This window comes from Aestuariibius violaceus, from assembly GCF_040779325.2.
In the GTDB taxonomy this organism is placed as follows: Bacteria; Pseudomonadota; Alphaproteobacteria; order Rhodobacterales; family Rhodobacteraceae; genus Aestuariibius; species Aestuariibius violaceus.
Genome location: NZ_JBFONT020000003.1, coordinates 1 through 17,717, shown reverse-complemented (window position 1 = coordinate 17,717; position 17,717 = coordinate 1). Strand labels below are relative to the sequence as shown.

Below are 17,717 nucleotides of genomic sequence, written 5' to 3'. Positions count from 1 at the left end.
CGCTAGATCCGGAACTCGGCCAGATGGCTGGTATCGAATTCCGCGATCTCGATCATCTTCTCGACCTCTTCGATCTTTATCCAGTTCTTCTGTTGCGTGATCAGTCCCGCGCGCCGCATGTCCTGAAGCTGCCGGTTGATGTGCACGTTACTGAGGCCAAGGGCGTCGGCAAGATCGATCTGCCTGAGGGGCAATTCGAACCACGGACCGTCCGTCTCGTTGATGAGCCGCAGGCGATGCCACAGCTCAAGAAGGAGATGGCACAGCTTCTTGAACGCCGACAGGCGTCCGAGGCGGAGCGCCTGGTCGCCGAGGATCGCGAATTCGCGTGCCGTGCACCAACTGAACCCGGCCGAGAGCACAGGATATTTCTGAGACACCTCGATGGTGCGCAGGGGATCGATGACCGCGAGTTCGAGATCATGAATGCCCGCGGCGTTGTACGTGGATTTCCGTTGAAAGTTGATGTGCAGGCCCAAGATGTCGCCCGGGAGGGCGAAGCTGAGGATCTGGCGCCTGCCGTCTTCGGTCAAAAGATAGCGGATCGCCCATCCCGAGGTGACGATGAACGTGGCCTTGAGGTCTTGTCCGTCCTGAATGAAATCAACTTGGTCTTCGACCTGAATGCGGTTGATCTGGAGGCTTTCGAGAAAGCTGATTTCCATCTCGGACAGCAGCGTCATCGCGCCGAGTTTCCGGACAATAGCACTAGAGCTTTCCGGTGGTCGAAGGTCTGTGACGATCCCGGTCGACATGACGGCTCCATCGCGAGATATGCGACTTAACTTAAGTTAAATCTCGAGGGTTTACACCCCAAGTCGTGGGTTTGGTGGGACAATTTTTGTGTCAAGCGCGGTTTACACCCTGATTTTCGGAGAGCTTCAGGGGGCGCATGTTCTTCTTTTGATCTTGCGGGTGGAGGCTAGCCGCCCCGGATCACCTTGGCGAACTGGTCGAAGATCGCCTCGTTCGCGCAGAGGATCGTGCCGTCTTCGAGGATGTTGCCGGACGGGTCGATGGGTTCGGCCAGGCCGCCGGCCTCGCGGACGATGATGAGGCCCGCGGCGACGTCCCAGGCGTGGAGGCCGCGTTCCCAGAAGCCGTCGTAGCGGCCGGCGGCGACGTAAGCGAGATCGAGCGCGGCGGCGCCCCAGCGGCGGACGCCGGCGCAGGCGGGCAGGAGGCGGGCGAGGTCCTGGAGTTCGGTGGGCAGGTGTTTGGACGGGCCGTAGGGCAGGCCGGTGGCGAAGACGCTGTCGGCCATGCGGCTGCGGGCCGAGACGCGCAGGCGGCTTTCGTTCATCCAGGCGCCCTGCCCTTTCTCGGCCCAGAAAAGCTCGTCCTTCGCGGGGTCGTAGATGACGCCCGCGACGATCTGGCCCTTGTGTTCCAGCGCGATGGAGATGGCCCAGTGCGGCATGCCGTGGAGGAAGTTCGTGGTCCCGTCGAGGGGGTCGACGACCCAGCGGCGGGTGGGATCCTCGCCAAGGGTCTCTTCGCCTTCCTCGCCGAGGAAGCCGTAGGTCGGGCGCGCCTCCATCAGCGCCTCGCGGATCAGCTGTTCGGCGGCGGTATCGGCGCGGGAGACGAAATCGCCCGGGCCCTTACGGGAGACCTGGAGCTGCTCGACCTCGCGGAAATCCTTGGCAAGCTGGCGGCCCGCGGCGCGCGCGGTCTTGATCATCACGTTGAGATTGGCGCTGCCTGCCATTATCCGGCTCCCCTCGGTTCGCGGGGGCTATAGGCCGGGGCGGAGAGCGGCGCAATGGGCCCGCGACGCGGTGCTGCTGCTTGCGGGGCGCTGGCGGAGGCTCTACATCGCGCGGGTGATGAGCCGCGCCCCCTACCCCCCCTACCTGCCCCGCAAGGCGGTCGAGAGCTATCGTTCGCTCCGCCGCCGGATGCGGAAGATGAGTGCCGAGGAATACGCCACGCCCGAGGGCAAGCGCCTGGCGGCGTGGCACGACAACCTGTTCGATCAGAAATATCTGCGGCACCACTGGACGAACTTCTTCCAGGTGGCGCCCGGGGTCTACCGGTCGAACCATCCGACGCCGGCGCGGATCGCGCAGTACAAGGAGCTGGGGATCAAGACGATCTTGAACCTGCGGGGGCGCGAGAAGCGCGGGCATTACCATGAGGAACGCGCGGCCTGCGCGGCGGCGGGGATCGAGATGGTCGATGCGCGGCTCTATGCCCGCAAGCCCGCGCGGCAGGAGGAGCTGCTGACGGTAATCCACCACCTGCGGACGCTGCCGAAGCCGTTCCTTCTGCATTGCAAGTCGGGGGCGGACCGGGCCGGGTTCGCCTCGGCGCTTTATCTGATGGCGGTGGAGGGGCGGCCGGTGGAGGAGGCACGGCGGCAGCTGGGCCTGCGCTATATCCATATCCGCCAGACGAAGACCGGGATCCTGGACCATATCCTCGACCTCTATGCCGCGCGCGAGGGGGAGATGGGGATCGAGGAGTGGATCCGGACGGAATATGACCGCGACGCGATCCAGGCCTCGTTCGACGCCCTGCCCTGGTGGAAGCGGTGAGGGCGCCCAAGGGCAAACCGACGGAGGAGCCGAGCGTCCTCTTTTTCTGGCTCTGGCGGCGGTATCTGGCCAAGCACAAGTGGTGGCTGGCCCTGGCCATGGCGATGATGTCGATCGAAGGGGCGATGGCGGGGCTGCTGGCCTACATGCTGAAGCCGATGTTCGACGTGGCACTCGCCGGGACGAATATGGGCGCGCTCTGGACGATCGCCTTCATCGTCTTCGGGACCTTCGTGGTGCGCGGCATCATGTCGGTCTGCCAGAAGCTCTTGATCACGCGGATCAAGCAGCGCACGGCGGCCGAGGTGATGGGCGCGCTGGCGCGCCATCTGATGACGCTCGACACCACGTTCCACCAGAACCACCCGCCGGGCTATCTGATCGAGCGGGTGCAGGGGGATGTGGGGGGGATCAACTCTGTCTGGTCGGCGCTGATCTCGGGCGCGGGGCGGGATGCGTGGCAGCTGATCTCTCTGATGACGGCGGCGATCATCATCAATCCGCAATGGACACTGATCGCCCTTGTGGGCCTGCCGGTGCTGGTTCTGCCCGCCTATCTGGCCCAGCGCTATGTGCGGCAGACCTCGCGCGAGGCCCGCGAGCTGTCAGGGAAGATGTCACTGCGGCTCGACGAGATCTTCCACGGGATCAATCCGGTGAAGCTGAACGCGCTCGAGGAATATCAGGGTGATCGCTACGAGGCGCTGGTGGAAGAGCGGAATGCAGTGGCAATGAAAAGCGCCTTCGGCCGGGCGATGGTGCCCGGGATGGCCGATGTGATGGCCGGGATCGGGTTCTTTGCCGTCCTCGTGATCTGCGGGCGGCAGATCATCAACGGCCAGGCCACGCCGGGGGATTTCGTGGCCTTCTTCTTCGCCATCGGATCGGCCTTCGATCCGGTGCGGCGGCTGGCGAGCCTGTCGGGCCTCTGGGCGTCGGCGGCCGCAGGGATCGAACGGGTGCGGGCGCTGTTCGACACGCACCCGTCCCTGACGGTGACCGCCACGCCCCGGCCTGCGCCGCGGGATATGCCCGAGATACGGTTGGAAGAGGTGGAGCTGGCCTATGAGGACCTGCCCGTCTTGCGGCGCGCGTCCTTCGTGGCCGAAGCCGGCAAGACGACGGCGCTGGTCGGGGCCTCGGGCGCCGGCAAGTCGACGGTTTTCAACGTGCTGACGCGCCTGGTGGAGCCGCAGGCGGGCCGGGTGCGCATCGCGGGCGTTCCGATCGAGCAGATCGACCTTGCCGAACTGCGGGGGCTGTTCTCGGTCGTCACGCAGGACGCACTGCTCTTTGACGAAAGCCTGAAGGACAACGTTCTGCTGGGCCGCGACGACGTGAGCGAGGACGAGCTGCAGCGGGCGCTTGATGCGGCCTATGTCACGCCGTTCCTCGACCAGCTGGCGGACGGGGTGGACAGCCCGGTCGGCCCGCGCGGGTCGAACCTGTCGGGCGGACAGCGGCAGCGGGTCGCCATCGCCCGCGCGCTGCTGCGCGACACGCCGATCCTGCTGCTGGACGAGGCGACCTCGGCGCTTGACACCAAGTCGGAGGCGATCGTGCAATCCGCCTTGGACAAGCTGAGCCAGGGGCGGACGACGCTGGTCATCGCCCACCGCCTGTCGACGGTCCGAAATGCCGACAAGATTGTCGTCATGGATCAGGGGCGTGTGATGGAGGAAGGCTCGCACGACGCCCTCCTTGCGAAAGGCGGCCTCTATGCCGATCTCTACCGCATGCAGTTCGAGGACGAAGACAGGGACGGGGCGGAGGTCGAGGCGTGACGGTTCTGAAAGTGTCCGGCAGCGAGGCACGCAAGTTCCTGCAGGATCTGGTGACGAACGATCTGGGGGGGACGTCGGACGGGCTGGTCTATGCGGCGCTGCTGACGCCGCAGGGCAAGTACATCGCTGATTTCCTGATCTTCGAGCGGGACGGCGCGCTTTTCGTCGATGTGGCGGACAGCCACACCGCGGCGCTGGCGCAGCGGCTGAGCATGTACAAGCTACGGGCGGACGTGACGATCGAAGAGGCCGGGCTGGCGGTGACGCGCGGACGGGGCGCGCCCCCCGAAGGTGCCTTTGCGGATCCCCGCCATCCCGCCCTTGGCTGGCGCGGCTATGACGGGCAGCCGGGGGAGGATGTGGATTGGGATGCGATCCGGGTCGCCCATGTGATCCCGGAGGCGGGGCTGGAACTGACGCCCGACAGCTACATCCTGGAGGCCGGGTTCGAGCGGCTGAATGGCGTCGATTTCAAGAAGGGCTGCTTCGTGGGCCAGGAGATCGTCGCGCGGATGAAACACAAGACAGCCCTGCGCAAGGGCCTCGTGAAGGTCGCGGTCGAGGGTGCGGCCGAGCCGGGCACGCCGATCGTGATGGCCGATGGACGGGAGGCCGGAACGCTCCACACACGCGCGGGCGACGAAGCGATCGCGTTTCTGCGGTTCGACCGGGCGAAGGCGGAGCTGACCGCGGGGGAGGCGCGCGTGGTGCCTCTGATGGAGACGGCGGGCTGAAAATCCTTCTCGAAGGATTTTGAGGGTCAAATTCTTCTAGAAGAATTTGGGTTTGCAGAATTTTCTAGAAAATCCTGGCTGGAGACCGGCCCCATCGCTGTCGTGACGGCCGCATCCTTGGTCAGCTTTGCGAACAACGCTGCGGAGGCAGCGTTGAAATCCCACCAGCTGGCCCGCCAGCGGGTGGCGTCGGCCTCGGCGAAGAGGCTTAGTGCCGCATTGATCAGGGCGGTGCCGATGCCGCGGCGGTGATGGGCCTCTGCCACAGCGATCTGCTGGATGTAGCCCTCGCGGTAGGGGTCACGAAACGGATGCTTGGCCGTGTCTTCGATCTGGTGGATCAGGTAGCCCGCGGGCGGTCCCTCCCCCAACCAGGCGGCGAGGATGCCGGTGCCCTGCCCGTCGATCATGGTGTTCAGGTGTCCCAGCCACTCCGCATCGGACATCTCGCGGAAGCTGCCGTCACCCTTCTCCACATGCAGGCGCTGCACCATGTGGCAAAGCGGCAGGATCTGGGGGGCGTCGTCCGCGCGCAGCTCTGCGATGCGCAGGCCGTCAGGCCCGTTCGGCATAGTCCATCGTCTCGGTATTGACGATGATCGCCTCGCCTTCGCCGACGAAAGGCGGCACCATCACCCGCACGCCGTTGTCGAGCAGCGCGGGCTTGAACGAATTGGCCGCGGTCTGGCCTTTTACCACCGGTTCGGTCTCGGCAATCGTGCAGGTCACCTTCTGCGGCAGCGTCGCGCTGAGCGCTTCGCTGTCGTAGAACTCGATCTGGATGGTCATCCCGTCCTGCAGGAACGGGCGGCGTTCGCCGAGGATGTCGGCGGGCAGCTCGATCTGTTCGAACGTTTCCTGATCCATGAAGACGAGGTTGCCGTCGGTCTCGTAGAGGAATTGCTGGTCCTTCTGTTCGAGGCGGACACGTTCGACCTTGTCGGCCGACCGGAAGCGTTCGTTGAGCTTGGAACCGTTGCGCAGGTTCTTGAGTTCAACCTGAGCGAATGCACCGCCCTTGCCGGGCTTTACGTGATCGACCTTGACCGCGACCCAGAGGCCATCGTTATGTTCGAGCACATTTCCAGGGCGGATTTCGTTGCCGTTGATTTTCGGCATTTCTGGCCTCGTGACAGATTCTTGGCGAAAGGTTGATGATTGGTTGACAAGAGCTATATCTGGCAGGTTGTGAGCGGACAAGAGCACCAGATGCGGTAATTGACCGCCTTTGCCATGCGTGGGGTGCATGGCAGATATTCCTAATGAGAAACCCCGAATCGCCTCGAAACCGGGCATAAGGGCCGCTACGGCGGATAACAAGAGCAATAAGAAGGATCGGACATGACTGACTTTGTCGATGGTACCGCGTTCAACAACGAACAGGGAAACCGCGCGCGAAAACTGTTTGCCGCGGTTGTTTTGGCGGCCCTGGATGACGCGATCGCCGATGACAAGAAATATGGCAACGGCCCTGAACAGATTGCCCGCTGGGCCCGCTCGCGCGATGGGCGCGAGGTGCTGTCCTGCGCCGGGATCGACCCGAACGAGCGGGTCGTGCAGGGTCTGATGGATTTCGTGGGCAAGGGTGTGCGCACCTCTGTGGCGCTGTCGCGCGAGGAAAGCGAGCGCCGCCAGGCAGCCGAGCTTCTGGCCCAGCAGAAGGCGGCCTGACGCCTCACCCCCAGTTCCGGTTCTTTGTTCTGCGCGTCCTTCGGGGCGCGTTTTTCTTTTGGCGTCAGAAGATGAAGCGCCAGATGCCCGAGGCGCTCCATTCCATGACCAGCAGGACGAGGGCGGTGGCGCGGATCCAGAGCGCGCGGAAGCGGATGATGATCCAGGCGACGAGCGCGGTCGAAAGAAGCGCCTCGAGCGGGCCGATCCACCAGCCGCCATTGCGGTTGTCCCAGTAGCTGACGGGGCTTTCGTAGATCCACATGGTGAGCGGCCAGAATTGCGGGCGGCCATCGTCGTGGTGGAGCGGGAAGTCGAGCGCGAGGTGCAGGAGTGCGGCGCCGGTCAGCGCGATGGCCCAGCTGCGGCGGGTATAGAGCGCCAGACCGAAGGCGAGCCCCCAGAGGATGAAGCTGTTGTCGATGGCGAAGACCTGCATCCAGGCATCACTGTAATAGAGCTCCCGGAAGACAATCTGGGGGTCGGTGCCGAGGATGGCGAGGTGCCAGCCGACCATGAGGTAGAGCGAGAGATCGGGAATGATGCTGCCTGCAAGCGCGGCGAGCGCGATCTTGGGCGCATCGGGCTTGCCAAAGGCGGCGAGGCCGAAGATCAGGTGGGCTGGAGTGTTCATCTGCGTCCCCTGCGGCCTTCGGGGGAAGCTATAGCAGGAGGTGGCGATGGCAAAGGCGATCATGGTGCAGGGCGCCGGATCGAATGTGGGCAAGTCGCTGCTGGTGGCCGGGTTGGCGCGGGCCTTTTGCCGCCGGGGCTTGGCCATAGCGCCGTTCAAGCCGCAGAACATGTCAAACAACGCCGCCGTGACCGCCGATGGAGGCGAGATCGGCCGGGCGCAGGCGCTGCAGGCGCGGGCGGCGGGGCTGGCGCCGCTGGTGGACATGAACCCGGTGCTGCTGAAGCCAGAAACCGACACGGGCGCGCAGATCGTCGTGCAAGGGCGGCGGTTCGGGACGATGCGGGGAGCGGAATACGGGCGCCGGAAGGGCGAGCTGATCGGGCCGGTGATGGAGAGCTACCGACGGATTGCAGAGGGGCGCGATCTGGTGCTGGTCGAAGGCGCCGGGTCGCCGGCGGAGATCAACCTGCGCGCGGGGGATATTGCGAATATGGGGTTTGCGGAGGCGGCGGGCTGCCCGGTTCTGCTGGTGGGCGATATCGACCGGGGCGGCGTGATCGCGCAGCTGGTCGGGACCCATGCGGTGCTGGATGACGGGGACCGGGGCCGGATTAAGGGATTTGCGGTGAACAAGTTCCGCGGGGATCCGGGGCTGTTCGCGAGCGGGCTGGAGGAAATCGTGGGGCGCACCGGCTGGCCGTCGGCGGGGGTCGTGCCGTGGTTTGCCGACGCCTGGCGGCTGCCCGCGGAGGATGTGCTGGATCTGGCCTCGCGGCCCGGCGGGGCGATCAAGGTGGCTGTGCCGCAGCTGGGCCGGATCGCGAATTTCGACGATCTCGATCCGCTCTCGGCAGAGCCGTCGGTCAGCGTGGAGATCGTGCCACCCGGGCGCCCCCTGCCCGGCGATGCGGATCTGGTGCTGATCCCGGGGTCGAAAGCCACGATCGCGGATCTGGAGACGTTCCGGGCGCAGGGCTGGGACGTGGACCTGCACGCCCATATCCGGCGCGGCGGGCACGTTCTGGGCCTATGCGGCGGGTATCAGATGCTGGGGCGCTGGATCGACGATCCGGACGGGATCGAAGGGCGGCCCGGGCGGCATCAGGGGCTCGGCTGGCTGGATGTCGAGACGGTGATGGTGCCCGAGAAGCGGCTGACGGAGGTCGAGGCCGTTTATGGCGCGACGGGCGACGCGGTGCGCGGCTACGAGATCCATATCGGGCGAACGGAGGGGCCGGACACGGCGCGGGCCTGGCTGAGCGTGGGTGGGCGGATGGAAGGCGCCGCGTCAGCGGACGGGCGGGTAATGGGGTGCTATCTGCACGGCCTCTTCGCGTCGGACGCGTTTCGGCGCGCCTATCTGGGGCGGTTCGGTGCGCTTGAGGGAGATTTGGCCTTCGAGAACGGCGTGGAGGACGCGCTGGACGCCCTTGCCACCCATGTCGAGGCCCATCTGGACCTCGACCTGATCCTGTCGCTGGCGGAGCCCGTGGGTTAGGGTCGAGACCCTGAACGGTCAGTCGAGGTCCTGGCTGGCGAGAACCCGGAAGATCTCGCGCCGGACGAGCTTGCGGACATTGCGCGTGATGCGCTCGCCAAGGGCGCCCTGAAGCTCTTCGTGGACGATCTCGGTGATGACGCGGCGCAGCACCTCTTCGTCGATCTTGCCGCTGTCGCCCATGATCAGGGTGAGATCATCCTGGAGGCTGTCCTGACGGTCGAGCTCTTCCTCGTCAGACGGGGTTTCGTCGTCGCCGGCTGTCGCGGCCCAGGGATCATCCTCCTCGGTCTCGGCCTCGTCTGCGGCGGAGGGGACAAGGCGGAGGCCGACTTCCTGCGCCCGACGCTCGGGCATCTCGGGTTCCTCGGCCTCTTCGAGGTCTGCGCCGATTGCGATTTCGGGCTCTTCCGCCTCAGCGGCGGGATCCTCGGCATGTGCATCCTCCGCCGGTTCCGGCCGGTGGGCGAAGACGGGCGGGGATTGCAGGCTGCCGGTCTCGGGCGCGGACGGCTCCCGGGGGGCGTCCTGCGGTTCGGGTGCAGCTTCGGCCGGGGCAGCCTCTTCGGCGACGGCGGGCGTTACCGGGGCCGCGCCCTCAGCCGGGGCTTGGCGGCCTTTCTGACGGGCGATAGCCGCTTCGAGCTCTGCGATTTTGGTGTCGAGCGCGTTGAGCACCTCGGGCTGAACCTTGGGGGCCTGCGGCGCCTCCTCGACCGGTCCGGCGGTCATCGCACGCAGCGCCGCGACGCTGTCGAGGACGAGCGGCTTGGGTTCCACCGGCGGCAGTTCGGCGTCGATGGCAGGCGGCTCTGCCTCGGTCGCGGTGGGCTCTGCCGGTTTGTCGGTGACGCGCAAGGCCGGGGTCAGGACGAGCCGGCCGGTGGCCGGAGTGTCATCCTTGGCCTTTTCAGGCACGGCATCGGCCGGGGTGAGAACAAGACGTCCGAGCTGCGCGGTCTGCGCGGTGTCCAGCCCCTTGCGGGCGGGACGGTCCTCGTTGGAGACCAGCTTGCGGACGGAGGAAAGGACTTCTTCGATTTCGGCGGTGCCGCGTGGGTCGGACATAGGTCAACTTTCTTCAGCCTCGCAACCGAGACTAGATTTCACGCCCTACCCGCGACAACCCTTAGCATCTTTTTCAATCGTTTCCAATTGCTCTGAGGACACGGTCGAGCGCCCTGCCCTGTTCGGACATGATCGCCGGACCTTCGTTGACCAGATTGTAGTAGGCCGCAGGGTCGTAGGTCTGGATGCCGAGCCCCAGATGGTCGGCGGTCAGCAGCCCCATGCTCTGCAAAACCTGGTAAACGGCGATGACCTGATCGGCCTCGGCCGAGATGCGCAGGGTGCGCGCGTCGAGCAGGTCCTGCTCGGCCTCGAGCACGTCGAGCGTGGTGCGCGCGCCCAGTGTCGCCTCTTCCCTGACGCCCTGGAACGCGATGTCGGCAGCGCGGATTTGCTCTGCAGTAGCGACAAGGCTGGCGGAAGCAGAACGCAAATCGGCATAGGCATTGCCCACATCGGCCTCGACCAGCCGACGGATCGATATGAGATCGCCCCGCTCCGCGTCTCGGCTGGCCATGGCCTGACGGATCTGGCTGGAAAGCCGCCCGCCCTGGTAGATGGTGCCGTTCGCGATGACACCCACGCTTTCGAGCGGATCGAAGCGGTCGTTCAAGTCGTCTTCGTCAACCTGGATCGAGCTTTGCAGCGAGATGCGCGGTTCGAGCCGCGCTTCGGCCTGGTCGACCCTGAGTTCGGCCGCGGCGATGCGGCGCTGACTTGCACGGATGTCGGGATGGGTGCGGAGCGCGACGCCCTTCGCCTCGTCCGTTGAGCCAGGGATCTGCGGCAGGCTGCTTGGGGCCTGCAGACTGCCAGGTTCACGCCCGACGATGCGACCATATTCTTCGACTGCCCGGGTCAGTGCGCCCTGGGCCTGGGCCAGTTCGCTGCGCGCCTCGGCCAGACGCGATTCAGCCAGGGCGACATCGGTCCGGGTCACTTCGCCCACATCGAAGCGGTCGCGGGCGGCCCGCAGCTCTTCGCTGATCAGACCCACATTGTTCTGCCGGACCGCCACGATATCGCGCGCCTCGCGGACGCCGACATAGGCGGACACCGCCTGAAAGAAGACGTTCTGTTCGATCCCGAGGAGCGACTGGCGCGTGGCAAGGACGGTTTCCTGCACCGCGTCGACGCCAAGGCGGTTGGCCCCGCCATCATAGAGCAGAAGCTCGAAGCTTAGCTGCGCGGTCGTGGTAACATTGCTGGCGAAATCGCCGCCGGTCACGTTGGTGAACTGGGATTGGACGACATAGTCGATCACCGGCTGGAGGTTGGCGACGGCCTGGGCCACATCCTCGTCCGCGGCGCGCAGAAGCGCGCGGTTCTGCTCCAGAAGGCCGCTATTCTCGTAGGCCGCGACGAGCGCGTCGGCCAGCGTATCGGCCCGGGCCGGCCCGCTGACGGCGGCAAGCGTGAGAGCGGCGATACCGGCAAAGGTCAATGATCTCATGTCGCGTCCTTGCTGAAAACTCATTCGAGGGCTGACTAGAACTGAAACGCAGCTTCTTTCCGGAAACCATCGAGCACCGGGGCGCCCGCATTGAACTCGTCCCGCCAGGAGAGGCGCCCACCCGTCCGGTGGCCGATCCGCACGGTGCCCAGCCGGCCGTCGACGAAAAGCGCCGCGATCCGGCCACCGTCCTTGAGCTGATCGGTCAGCGCATCCGGCACCGTCTCGACCCCGCCTTCGATCAGGATGATGTCATAGGGTCCGTGCTTGGGCGCGCCATCGGCCAGGGCACCTTCGATGACAGCGGCATTGTCGATGTCGTGTTCCGACAGCGCGGCCTGCGCATCGGCGACGCGGGCGGCGTCATCCTCGACCGCGACGACAGCCTCGCAGAGCTGCGCCAGGAGCGCTGCCGAGTAGCCCAGCCCGCAGCCGATATCGAGCGCGACATCGCCCTGATCCGCATCGAGCGCGTTGATCATCTTGGCCACCACCCGCGGATCCAGGATGACGCGGCCGGGGGCCAGCGGCAGATGCTCGCCCATATAGGCCGCCTCTCGCGCGGCATCGGGCACGAAGGCCTCACGCGGGACGTTGAGCATCGCCTTGATGATCGGGAACTTGGTGACATCGGATGGCCGGATCTGCGTGTCGACCATGATCCGGCGCCGCTCTGCGTAATCTGCCACGGGGCTAAACTCTTCCGTTCAGTTCTTTTCGCCGTGATGCCACAGAACCCGCCGCGCGGCAACGCCCCTTGGGCGGGTTTAGCCGCTTGCGCGGTTTCCGGCACTGGTATATCCCCGCCGATGCTTCGGCGAGTTGGCGGAGTGGTTACGCAGCGGATTGCAAATCCTGCATCGAAACCAAACCAAAGAGCGACTTAGCCGAAAATTGTTGTCAGGACATTCCGGGAACACCTGGCGAACCTGATAACGATACCGTCCAGCTGAGTTCACCGTGGCACGATCGCGCGGGTGCGCGGCTTGCCGCCAGCCTTCGAGATGGCAGTCATTCCGCGTGGCTCGGTTTTTCAGATTGGATCGAAGAGCTGCTGACTGCGCCGGAGCGCGCCTCGATCGCCTGGTCGGCACTGAAAAGCTTGAACGCGGATGAGGCGGAAGAGGTAATCCGAACGGTTCTTCGCTTCGCTGGATACCCGCCTCCGAAGTTCGTTTCGCACATGAGCGATGCTCGCTGGTGGGCAGGTCTCGCCTCTCGCGCAGAGAAAAAGGCCTATATGCTGGCTGCTTTCGAGGCCCTGAGCGAGGCCGATCAGAAGGCCTTTCTCAACCATGTGAACCGCGCTGCAGAGGATGCGACATGACCAGGGATCAAAAGGATAACGTGACGCCGATCTGGCGGCGCGAGCTTTCCGCTCGGGCGAAGGAATTGCACGGCCGGATCGACTTTGCCCGGGAAATCGGGCCTGTGATCGAGCGAGATTACGTCATCAAGGGTTGGCTGGATCGAAACGCGATTAGCGTTGTCTATGGCGATTCCAATGTTGGCAAATCCTTCTGGGCGATCGACGTGGCCCAAGCGGTCCATCAAGGCACGATGTGGAACGATTGCCGCACCCGGGCGGGTGCCGTGCTCTATTGCGCGGCCGAGGGAGGTGCGATGTTCGCCAATCGCCTCGTCGCGCGCAAGGCGAGCTTCATGGTGTTGCAAGGCCCACTCAACCTCGCCGGACCCAGCCCTCAGGGAAAGCCGCTTTCCGAGATCGTGCAGCATCTTGCCGAAGTGCAGAGTGTCCAGTTTTCGCTTGTCGTCATCGACATCTTGGCCCGGGTCATGGGTGGTGCCGACGAGAACACCAGCGGCGATGTGAGCGCCCTCATCCGTAGCGCAGAAATCATCCGGGACGAAACAGGTGCGCACGTCATGTTTGTCCATCACACAGGGAAGGATGCGGCAAGGGGCGCGCGTGGCCATTCCAGCCTCCGCGCCGCCGTCGATACGGAGGTTGAGCTGTCGAAGAGCGACGGAGATCTCCGCCTCGCACGGACTACCAAGCAGCGCGATCAGTGCGGCGGGGCGGAGCATTTCTTCGAACTCAAGGAAGTCCGGCTCGGAACGGATAGCGATGGCGATCCGGTCACGAGTTGCATCGTTCAGACACGAGAGGAGAAGCGACAGAGCACATTCCGCGTCTGATCCCGCCTTCGTGAGGCTCCCCCGCGGGGGGAGACTGTCCTGGCCCGAGGGTGGTTCACCCACCGATGGCTGTTGGCCTGGAGAGGACGCACTGACCGACACCGTATCAGCGCGAGGGGCGATGGCCGCGCACCCTCTTCGTACCGCGGGTAAGCGGCCAGGGAAGATGTGCTCAACGAATAGTTAGGAAGGGAAGATGAGGAAACGCACCTCGAAGCTCACGCATCTGACGACCCCCAAAGGGCCGCGGGGGGGAGGCCCCCTAAAGGGGCCTTCCCACCCCCTCTGAGGAGAGTGACCCAGGACCGTTGAGCCCGCAGGTGTTCGATGGGAGAGACCAACATGACCGACACCAATGATCTGACTGACCCTTGCCGAGACTGCAGCCCTGGCGACGCTAGCGGCTTGTTCGAGACTGAAGCAACGATGGAATGGCCGGTGATGCAGCGATCTCCGTGGCGCGTTGAGATCGTCTCAACGGTGGCCATGATCAGCGAATTCCAAGGGGTGGTTGATTAAGTCCCGGTACAGGGGGGGCGAAAGTCTGAGATCTTTATGGCGCTAGACCCGCCCCCCCTGTCACGCGGAGATTTTTTTCAGGTAAACGAGGAAAACTGGGCGACCCCAGCAGACCACGGGCTGCTCGACGACTTGATTTATCAGCGGAAAGTAAGAGCGTGCAGCGATCACTTGGAATGCTTCTGCGAAAAATGCAATGAAATCAGATCTCTAATTTTGGAAAGCTGCAACGGGCGATCGGATGGCCTGCTACATCCTCAATCCGCGTACGAGCTTGGCCACTAATGCCTCGGCGCTGGAGCAGCATTTTAGATCCGATCTGCAATTGCATAGCTGGCTAAATGGTCATCCGAAGGCTAAGCAGTTGATGGTGTTAGTGGGCGGGAGGCTGCTTCGCCGTGTTTGCAAGGACTTAGTCCCAATCAGTGAGAAACGTCGTCCGTGAGCGGCCTGACGGGCGCCTACCGTTCAGGTATCTTGGATTGCCCCTGATACCGATATCAGCCATCTCGCCCAAACCTCATTTCAAAGACTCGCCGCAATTGCGGCCGCGATCCTCGGCCAGCCGATCAGGTCGCGATCTGATACGGGATGAACAGAGCAAGGTCCTTCCAGAACCAGAGCAGCACTGCGGTCGCCAGCATGATCAGGGCGAACGGCCATGCGCCGCGGACGACCTCTTCGAGGCGGGCCCGTCCGACCGCCTGGATAACGAACAGGTTCAGTCCAACCGGCGGTGTGATCAGGGCAGTTTCGATCAGCACGACGAAGAAGATGCCGAACCAGATGGCATCGATCCCCATCCCCAGAACCGCCGGAAGCAGTACCGGCACCATGATCAGCAACATGGACAAGGCTTCGAGGAAAAACCCGATGATCAGCAAGACCATGCCCACGGCCAGCATGAACATCGCCGGGCTGTCGAATGTCGCCGTCAGCCAGGCGCTGATCGATTGCGGGATCAGGTACAGCGTGATCGCAAAGGAAAAGATCTTGGCGCCGGCCACGATGATCAGGATCATGGCCGTCGTCTTCAACGCCCCCTCCACTGCGTCCTTCAGAAGTGCGAGGTTCATACGACCCATGGCAAAGGTGATCACCATAGCCAGTACGAAGCCGACCCCGGCGCTTTCCGATGGCGTCGCGATCCCGGCATAGATCGATCCGATGATCGCAACCGCCAGTAGGACGGTCGGAAGCGCCAGCAAGGTGGCCCGACCCCGCTCTTTCCAAGGCGTGGGCGACGGCGATGCGCCCCCTTTGACCCGCACATAGATCATCGAATAGACGATGAAGATCCCCGCCAGAAACAGCCCCGGGCCCAATCCCGCGAGAAACAGGGTGGGGATCGAGACCTCTGCAATCACACCATAGAGGATCAGTGGGATCGACGGCGGGATCAGGATGCCTAGCGTGCCGCCTGCCGCCAACTGGCCCATGATGAAGGGCCGGTCATATCCACGCTTCTCCATCTCCGGGATCGCGACCGTGCCGATGGTCGCCGCGGTGGCCACCGAAGAGCCGGAGATGGCGGAAAACAGCGTGCAGGACTTCACGGTCGCCACCCCGAGCCCGCCCGGCCAGTGACCGACCCAGGCTTGCACGGCCGCGAACAGATCTCGGCCGACCCCGCCTTTGAGCAGTACGTTCGACATCAGCAAAAACAGCGGCACCGCCAGAAGCTCAGAACTGTCCATCGCGCCATAAAGCCGTTGCGGCACACCGATCAGGGGGAGGCCCTTCCACCAAAGCAGAAAGACTCCTAGACCCCCCATGGCGAACGCCACGGGAACCCGCAGGATCAACAGCCCGATCAGGGCGCAGATGATCAAAACGGTTTCCATCAATGCGCGCCGAGTTCGTCAGGCTCCGCAGGGGCACCGAGCCCCGTCCAGATCTTCACGATCTCGGCCACTGCCTGCAGGGCCATCAGGCCGAACCCGACCCAAAGCGCCGATTGCGTGAAAACCTTCGGCACCGCCAGCGAACTGTCGGTCGTATGGCCGGACAGGGTCGAGCGCAGCCAGATCTCCCAGCCACCCACGGCGATGACGATGCAGGTCGCGATGATCACGAGCATGGCGAAGGTGTCCGCCAGTTTCCGGCCCGTCGTGCCGGGCTGGCGGAACGCGATATCGATGACGATATGGCTGCGGTGGCGCAGCACATAGGCAATGGCGATGAAGACGCCCCAGACCTGAATGATGCGACTGACCTCGTTCACCCAAATGGTGGGCATGGTCAGCACGTAGCGCATGAAGACCTCGTAACAGATGAACAGGCCCACTGCGAAGAAGGACCACGCCGCGATGCGGCCCGTCCACTCGGCTAGCCAGTCCATGATGTGCACGAATGCGACCAAGCCCCTCATCAGACATATCCTTGTAGTGGATAAGGCGCGGCCCGGATCCCGGAGGGCCGCGTTCGTCTCCAAACCGGGTTGCCCAGTCTACCTGGCCGACGCACGGGCCGCTTCGACCACCTCGGCCGCCAGTTCACCGGCGTCTTCGACAAACCGGTCCGCCACGCCCGAGGTCGCCTCGACCCAGAGCGCACGCTCATCCGGGGTGAGTTCGACAACCGTCATCCGATCGCTGACCTCGGCAATCGCGTCATCTTCTTCGGTATAGATCGCATCGCGAAGTTGCTGTTCCACTTCGGCGGCAGCCTCCAGGATGATCTGCTGCTCTTCGTCGCTCAGCCCTTCGAAGAAGTCGTTGTTGATCACGGCGACAAACTCGATGGCGCTGTCGAAACTCAGGGTCATATGGTCCATCACTTCGTAGAGCGACCGCGACCGGACGGCGGACACACCGGTCATACCGATATCGACCGTGCCCTGCTGATAGGCCAGAAACTGCTCCGATCCGGAAATCAGCGTCGGCGCGCCGCCAAGCGCCTCGATCGTCCAGCCAAGGACGCGCCCATAGGTGCGGACGCGCTGCCCCTCCATATCCGCAGGCGTACGGATGGCCTGTTCGTCGGACAGGTAGACGTTCCGGCCGAAGGCCTGCCACCAGAGCACACGCGCCCCCGTTTCCTCAAGCACCGCGGCATCGAGCAACTCCCGCATGGGCGATCCGGTTGCGGTTGCTGCCCGCAGATGCGCCTCATCCTCGAACAGGAAGGGTAGGTTGATCACATCGACTGCAGGAACCGCCCCGGTGAACCGGCCCAGGAATGCCGAACCGGCATCGATCGCCCCTGATCCGACCGCCTCCGGCACTTCGTTGTCGCGGAAGAGCTGCGCCGACGGGAACAATTGAATGGAGAGCTCTCCACCGGAGCGCTCGCGGATGATCTCGTCAAAGGCCATCCAGTTCTGACCCAGCGAATGGGTCTCTGGCAACTGCAAGGTGACGCGAATGGTCGTGTCGGCCGACGCCGAAACAGCAGAAATGAAGAGTGCCGTCGCCGCGACGGCCCCTTTGGTGAGACTATTCATGACACCTCCCAATGTCTTCTAGGGCCGCGCTCCGCACGGTCTTCCCGAAGAGACTTCAATTGCATTGACCTAGAGTCAAGGCGGCTCAAACCGGATGAGGTGGGTGGCTCCTGCTCCACCGGCATCGAATGTGCCAAAGTGCAGTTGTCAAAGACTGCTAGGAAAGGAGCCACCCAATGACAGTAAAGGCCGTCGGCCTTGATCTGGC

19 protein-coding genes are annotated in these 17,717 nt (G+C 64.2%); 8 read left to right on the top strand and 11 right to left on the bottom strand.

Translation table 11 applies throughout. The annotated features are described in order from the left end of the window. Window positions 1–2 precede the first annotated feature (2 nt). Both AADZ90_RS12010 and AADZ90_RS12005 read right to left on the bottom strand, forming a co-directional pair. Window positions 3–755, bottom strand: a complete 753-nt coding sequence (locus AADZ90_RS12010; RefSeq protein ID WP_367310252.1) for a Crp/Fnr family transcriptional regulator — start codon at window positions 753–755, stop codon at window positions 3–5. A gap of 167 nt (window positions 756–922) precedes the next feature. Beyond that, on the bottom strand, window positions 923–1,711 hold the full coding sequence (locus tag AADZ90_RS12005; RefSeq protein ID WP_367310251.1) for an inositol monophosphatase family protein: 789 nt from the start codon (window positions 1,709–1,711) through the stop codon (window positions 923–925). A 70-nt stretch (window positions 1,712–1,781) separates the two neighbouring features. Here AADZ90_RS12005 and AADZ90_RS12000 point away from each other — a divergent pair, with 70 nt between their 5' ends. From AADZ90_RS12000 to ygfZ, 3 genes are read left to right on the top strand one after another with little or no spacing between them, the layout of a single operon-like run. Beyond that, window positions 1,782–2,540, top strand: coding sequence for a tyrosine-protein phosphatase (locus AADZ90_RS12000; protein ID WP_411997026.1), 759 nt, complete (start codon window positions 1,782–1,784; stop codon window positions 2,538–2,540). After that, entirely contained in the window at window positions 2,537–4,324 is a 1,788-nt protein-coding gene (locus AADZ90_RS11995; protein ID WP_367310249.1) for an ABC transporter ATP-binding protein, read from the top strand. The genes AADZ90_RS12000 and AADZ90_RS11995 overlap by 4 nt, the downstream gene beginning before the upstream one ends. Further along, window positions 4,321–5,058 (top strand): CAF17-like 4Fe-4S cluster assembly/insertion protein YgfZ, encoded by a 738-nt coding sequence (gene ygfZ / locus AADZ90_RS11990; protein ID WP_367310248.1) that lies wholly within the window; start codon window positions 4,321–4,323, stop codon window positions 5,056–5,058. The genes AADZ90_RS11995 and ygfZ overlap by 4 nt, the downstream gene beginning before the upstream one ends. Before the next feature lie 26 nt (window positions 5,059–5,084). On the opposite strand, the gene AADZ90_RS11985 is transcribed toward ygfZ, so the two are convergent. Both AADZ90_RS11985 and efp read right to left on the bottom strand, forming a co-directional pair. Next, window positions 5,085–5,630: a GNAT family N-acetyltransferase gene (locus AADZ90_RS11985; protein ID WP_367310247.1), complete on the bottom strand. Its 546-nt coding sequence runs from the start codon at window positions 5,628–5,630 to the stop codon at window positions 5,085–5,087. Continuing rightward, the gene (efp, locus tag AADZ90_RS11980) at window positions 5,614–6,177 is read right to left on the bottom strand and encodes an elongation factor P (protein WP_367310246.1); all 564 of its coding nucleotides are present in this window, start codon (window positions 6,175–6,177) and stop codon (window positions 5,614–5,616) included. The genes AADZ90_RS11985 and efp overlap by 17 nt, the downstream gene beginning before the upstream one ends. Before the next feature lie 222 nt (window positions 6,178–6,399). On the opposite strand from efp, the gene AADZ90_RS11975 reads away from it, so the two are divergent. Next, window positions 6,400–6,729 carry a DUF6280 family protein gene (locus tag AADZ90_RS11975; protein WP_367310245.1) on the top strand — a complete coding sequence of 110 codons (330 nt, stop codon included), beginning with the start codon at window positions 6,400–6,402 and terminating at the stop codon, window positions 6,727–6,729. Between the two features lie 64 nt (window positions 6,730–6,793). Here AADZ90_RS11975 and AADZ90_RS11970 read toward each other — a convergent pair whose 3' ends face one another. Further along, the gene (locus tag AADZ90_RS11970) at window positions 6,794–7,363 is read right to left on the bottom strand and encodes a cobalamin biosynthesis protein CobQ (protein WP_367310244.1); all 570 of its coding nucleotides are present in this window, start codon (window positions 7,361–7,363) and stop codon (window positions 6,794–6,796) included. A gap of 46 nt (window positions 7,364–7,409) precedes the next feature. Between AADZ90_RS11970 and AADZ90_RS11965 the strand changes: the two genes are divergently transcribed. After that, on the top strand, window positions 7,410–8,864 hold the full coding sequence (locus tag AADZ90_RS11965; RefSeq protein WP_367310243.1) for a cobyric acid synthase: 1,455 nt from the start codon (window positions 7,410–7,412) through the stop codon (window positions 8,862–8,864). Window positions 8,865–8,882: 18 nt separating this feature from the next. Here AADZ90_RS11965 and AADZ90_RS11960 read toward each other — a convergent pair whose 3' ends face one another. The 3 genes from AADZ90_RS11960 to AADZ90_RS11950 all read right to left on the bottom strand — a co-directional run bounded on the left by AADZ90_RS11960 (window position 8,883) and on the right by AADZ90_RS11950 (window position 12,074). Further along, complete coding sequence (locus tag AADZ90_RS11960; protein WP_367310242.1) at window positions 8,883–9,932, bottom strand: hypothetical protein; 1,050 nt, start codon at window positions 9,930–9,932, stop codon at window positions 8,883–8,885. A 73-nt stretch (window positions 9,933–10,005) separates the two neighbouring features. Continuing rightward, window positions 10,006–11,385, bottom strand: coding sequence for a TolC family outer membrane protein (locus AADZ90_RS11955; RefSeq protein ID WP_367310241.1), 1,380 nt, complete (start codon window positions 11,383–11,385; stop codon window positions 10,006–10,008). 35 nt (window positions 11,386–11,420) lie between these two features. Further along, window positions 11,421–12,074: a protein-L-isoaspartate O-methyltransferase family protein gene (locus AADZ90_RS11950; protein WP_367310240.1), complete on the bottom strand. Its 654-nt coding sequence runs from the start codon at window positions 12,072–12,074 to the stop codon at window positions 11,421–11,423. A gap of 86 nt (window positions 12,075–12,160) precedes the next feature. On the opposite strand from AADZ90_RS11950, the gene AADZ90_RS11945 reads away from it, so the two are divergent. The 3 genes from AADZ90_RS11945 to AADZ90_RS11935 all read left to right on the top strand — a co-directional run bounded on the left by AADZ90_RS11945 (window position 12,161) and on the right by AADZ90_RS11935 (window position 14,064). Further along, window positions 12,161–12,712 carry a hypothetical protein gene (locus AADZ90_RS11945; protein WP_411997025.1) on the top strand — a complete coding sequence of 184 codons (552 nt, stop codon included), beginning with the start codon at window positions 12,161–12,163 and terminating at the stop codon, window positions 12,710–12,712. Next, window positions 12,709–13,545 carry an AAA family ATPase gene (locus tag AADZ90_RS11940; RefSeq protein WP_367310238.1) on the top strand — a complete coding sequence of 279 codons (837 nt, stop codon included), beginning with the start codon at window positions 12,709–12,711 and terminating at the stop codon, window positions 13,543–13,545. The genes AADZ90_RS11945 and AADZ90_RS11940 overlap by 4 nt, the downstream gene beginning before the upstream one ends. Window positions 13,546–13,887: 342 nt before the next feature. Next, on the top strand, window positions 13,888–14,064 hold the full coding sequence (locus tag AADZ90_RS11935) for a hypothetical protein (RefSeq protein ID WP_367310237.1): 177 nt from the start codon (window positions 13,888–13,890) through the stop codon (window positions 14,062–14,064). A gap of 569 nt (window positions 14,065–14,633) precedes the next feature. Here the strand turns inward: AADZ90_RS11935 and AADZ90_RS11930 are convergent. The 3 genes from AADZ90_RS11930 to AADZ90_RS11920 all read right to left on the bottom strand — a co-directional run bounded on the left by AADZ90_RS11930 (window position 14,634) and on the right by AADZ90_RS11920 (window position 17,509). Beyond that, the gene (locus tag AADZ90_RS11930; RefSeq protein WP_367310236.1) at window positions 14,634–15,908 is read right to left on the bottom strand and encodes a TRAP transporter large permease; all 1,275 of its coding nucleotides are present in this window, start codon (window positions 15,906–15,908) and stop codon (window positions 14,634–14,636) included. Then, window positions 15,908–16,435 (bottom strand): TRAP transporter small permease subunit, encoded by a 528-nt coding sequence (locus AADZ90_RS11925; protein ID WP_367310235.1) that lies wholly within the window; start codon window positions 16,433–16,435, stop codon window positions 15,908–15,910. The genes AADZ90_RS11930 and AADZ90_RS11925 overlap by 1 nt, the downstream gene beginning before the upstream one ends. A gap of 78 nt (window positions 16,436–16,513) precedes the next feature. Then, entirely contained in the window at window positions 16,514–17,509 is a 996-nt protein-coding gene (locus AADZ90_RS11920; protein WP_367310234.1) for a TRAP transporter substrate-binding protein, read from the bottom strand. Between the last annotated feature and the right edge of the window lie 208 nt (window positions 17,510–17,717).

What these genes read in the sequence shown, in the direction of transcription:
- AADZ90_RS11955 (WP_367310241.1), bottom strand. Translation starts at nt 11,385, where the DNA reads ATGAGATCATTGACCTTTGCCGGTATCGCCGCTCTCACGCTTGCCGCC.
- AADZ90_RS11920 (WP_367310234.1), bottom strand. Translation starts at nt 17,509, where the DNA reads ATGAATAGTCTCACCAAAGGGGCCGTCGCGGCGACGGCACTCTTCATT.
- AADZ90_RS12010 (WP_367310252.1), bottom strand. Translation starts at nt 755, where the DNA reads ATGTCGACCGGGATCGTCACAGACCTTCGACCACCGGAAAGCTCTAGT.
- AADZ90_RS11970 (WP_367310244.1), bottom strand. Translation starts at nt 7,363, where the DNA reads ATGAACACTCCAGCCCACCTGATCTTCGGCCTCGCCGCCTTTGGCAAG.
- AADZ90_RS11965 (WP_367310243.1), top strand. Translation starts at nt 7,410, where the DNA reads ATGGCAAAGGCGATCATGGTGCAGGGCGCCGGATCGAATGTGGGCAAG.
- AADZ90_RS12005 (WP_367310251.1), bottom strand. Translation starts at nt 1,711, where the DNA reads ATGGCAGGCAGCGCCAATCTCAACGTGATGATCAAGACCGCGCGCGCC.
- AADZ90_RS11940 (WP_367310238.1), top strand. Translation starts at nt 12,709, where the DNA reads ATGACCAGGGATCAAAAGGATAACGTGACGCCGATCTGGCGGCGCGAG.
- AADZ90_RS11935 (WP_367310237.1), top strand. Translation starts at nt 13,888, where the DNA reads ATGACCGACACCAATGATCTGACTGACCCTTGCCGAGACTGCAGCCCT.
- AADZ90_RS11975 (WP_367310245.1), top strand. Translation starts at nt 6,400, where the DNA reads ATGACTGACTTTGTCGATGGTACCGCGTTCAACAACGAACAGGGAAAC.
- AADZ90_RS11930 (WP_367310236.1), bottom strand. Translation starts at nt 15,908, where the DNA reads ATGGAAACCGTTTTGATCATCTGCGCCCTGATCGGGCTGTTGATCCTG.
- AADZ90_RS11960 (WP_367310242.1), bottom strand. Translation starts at nt 9,932, where the DNA reads ATGTCCGACCCACGCGGCACCGCCGAAATCGAAGAAGTCCTTTCCTCC.
- efp (WP_367310246.1), bottom strand. Translation starts at nt 6,177, where the DNA reads ATGCCGAAAATCAACGGCAACGAAATCCGCCCTGGAAATGTGCTCGAA.
- AADZ90_RS11985 (WP_367310247.1), bottom strand. Translation starts at nt 5,630, where the DNA reads ATGCCGAACGGGCCTGACGGCCTGCGCATCGCAGAGCTGCGCGCGGAC.
- AADZ90_RS11925 (WP_367310235.1), bottom strand. Translation starts at nt 16,435, where the DNA reads ATGAGGGGCTTGGTCGCATTCGTGCACATCATGGACTGGCTAGCCGAG.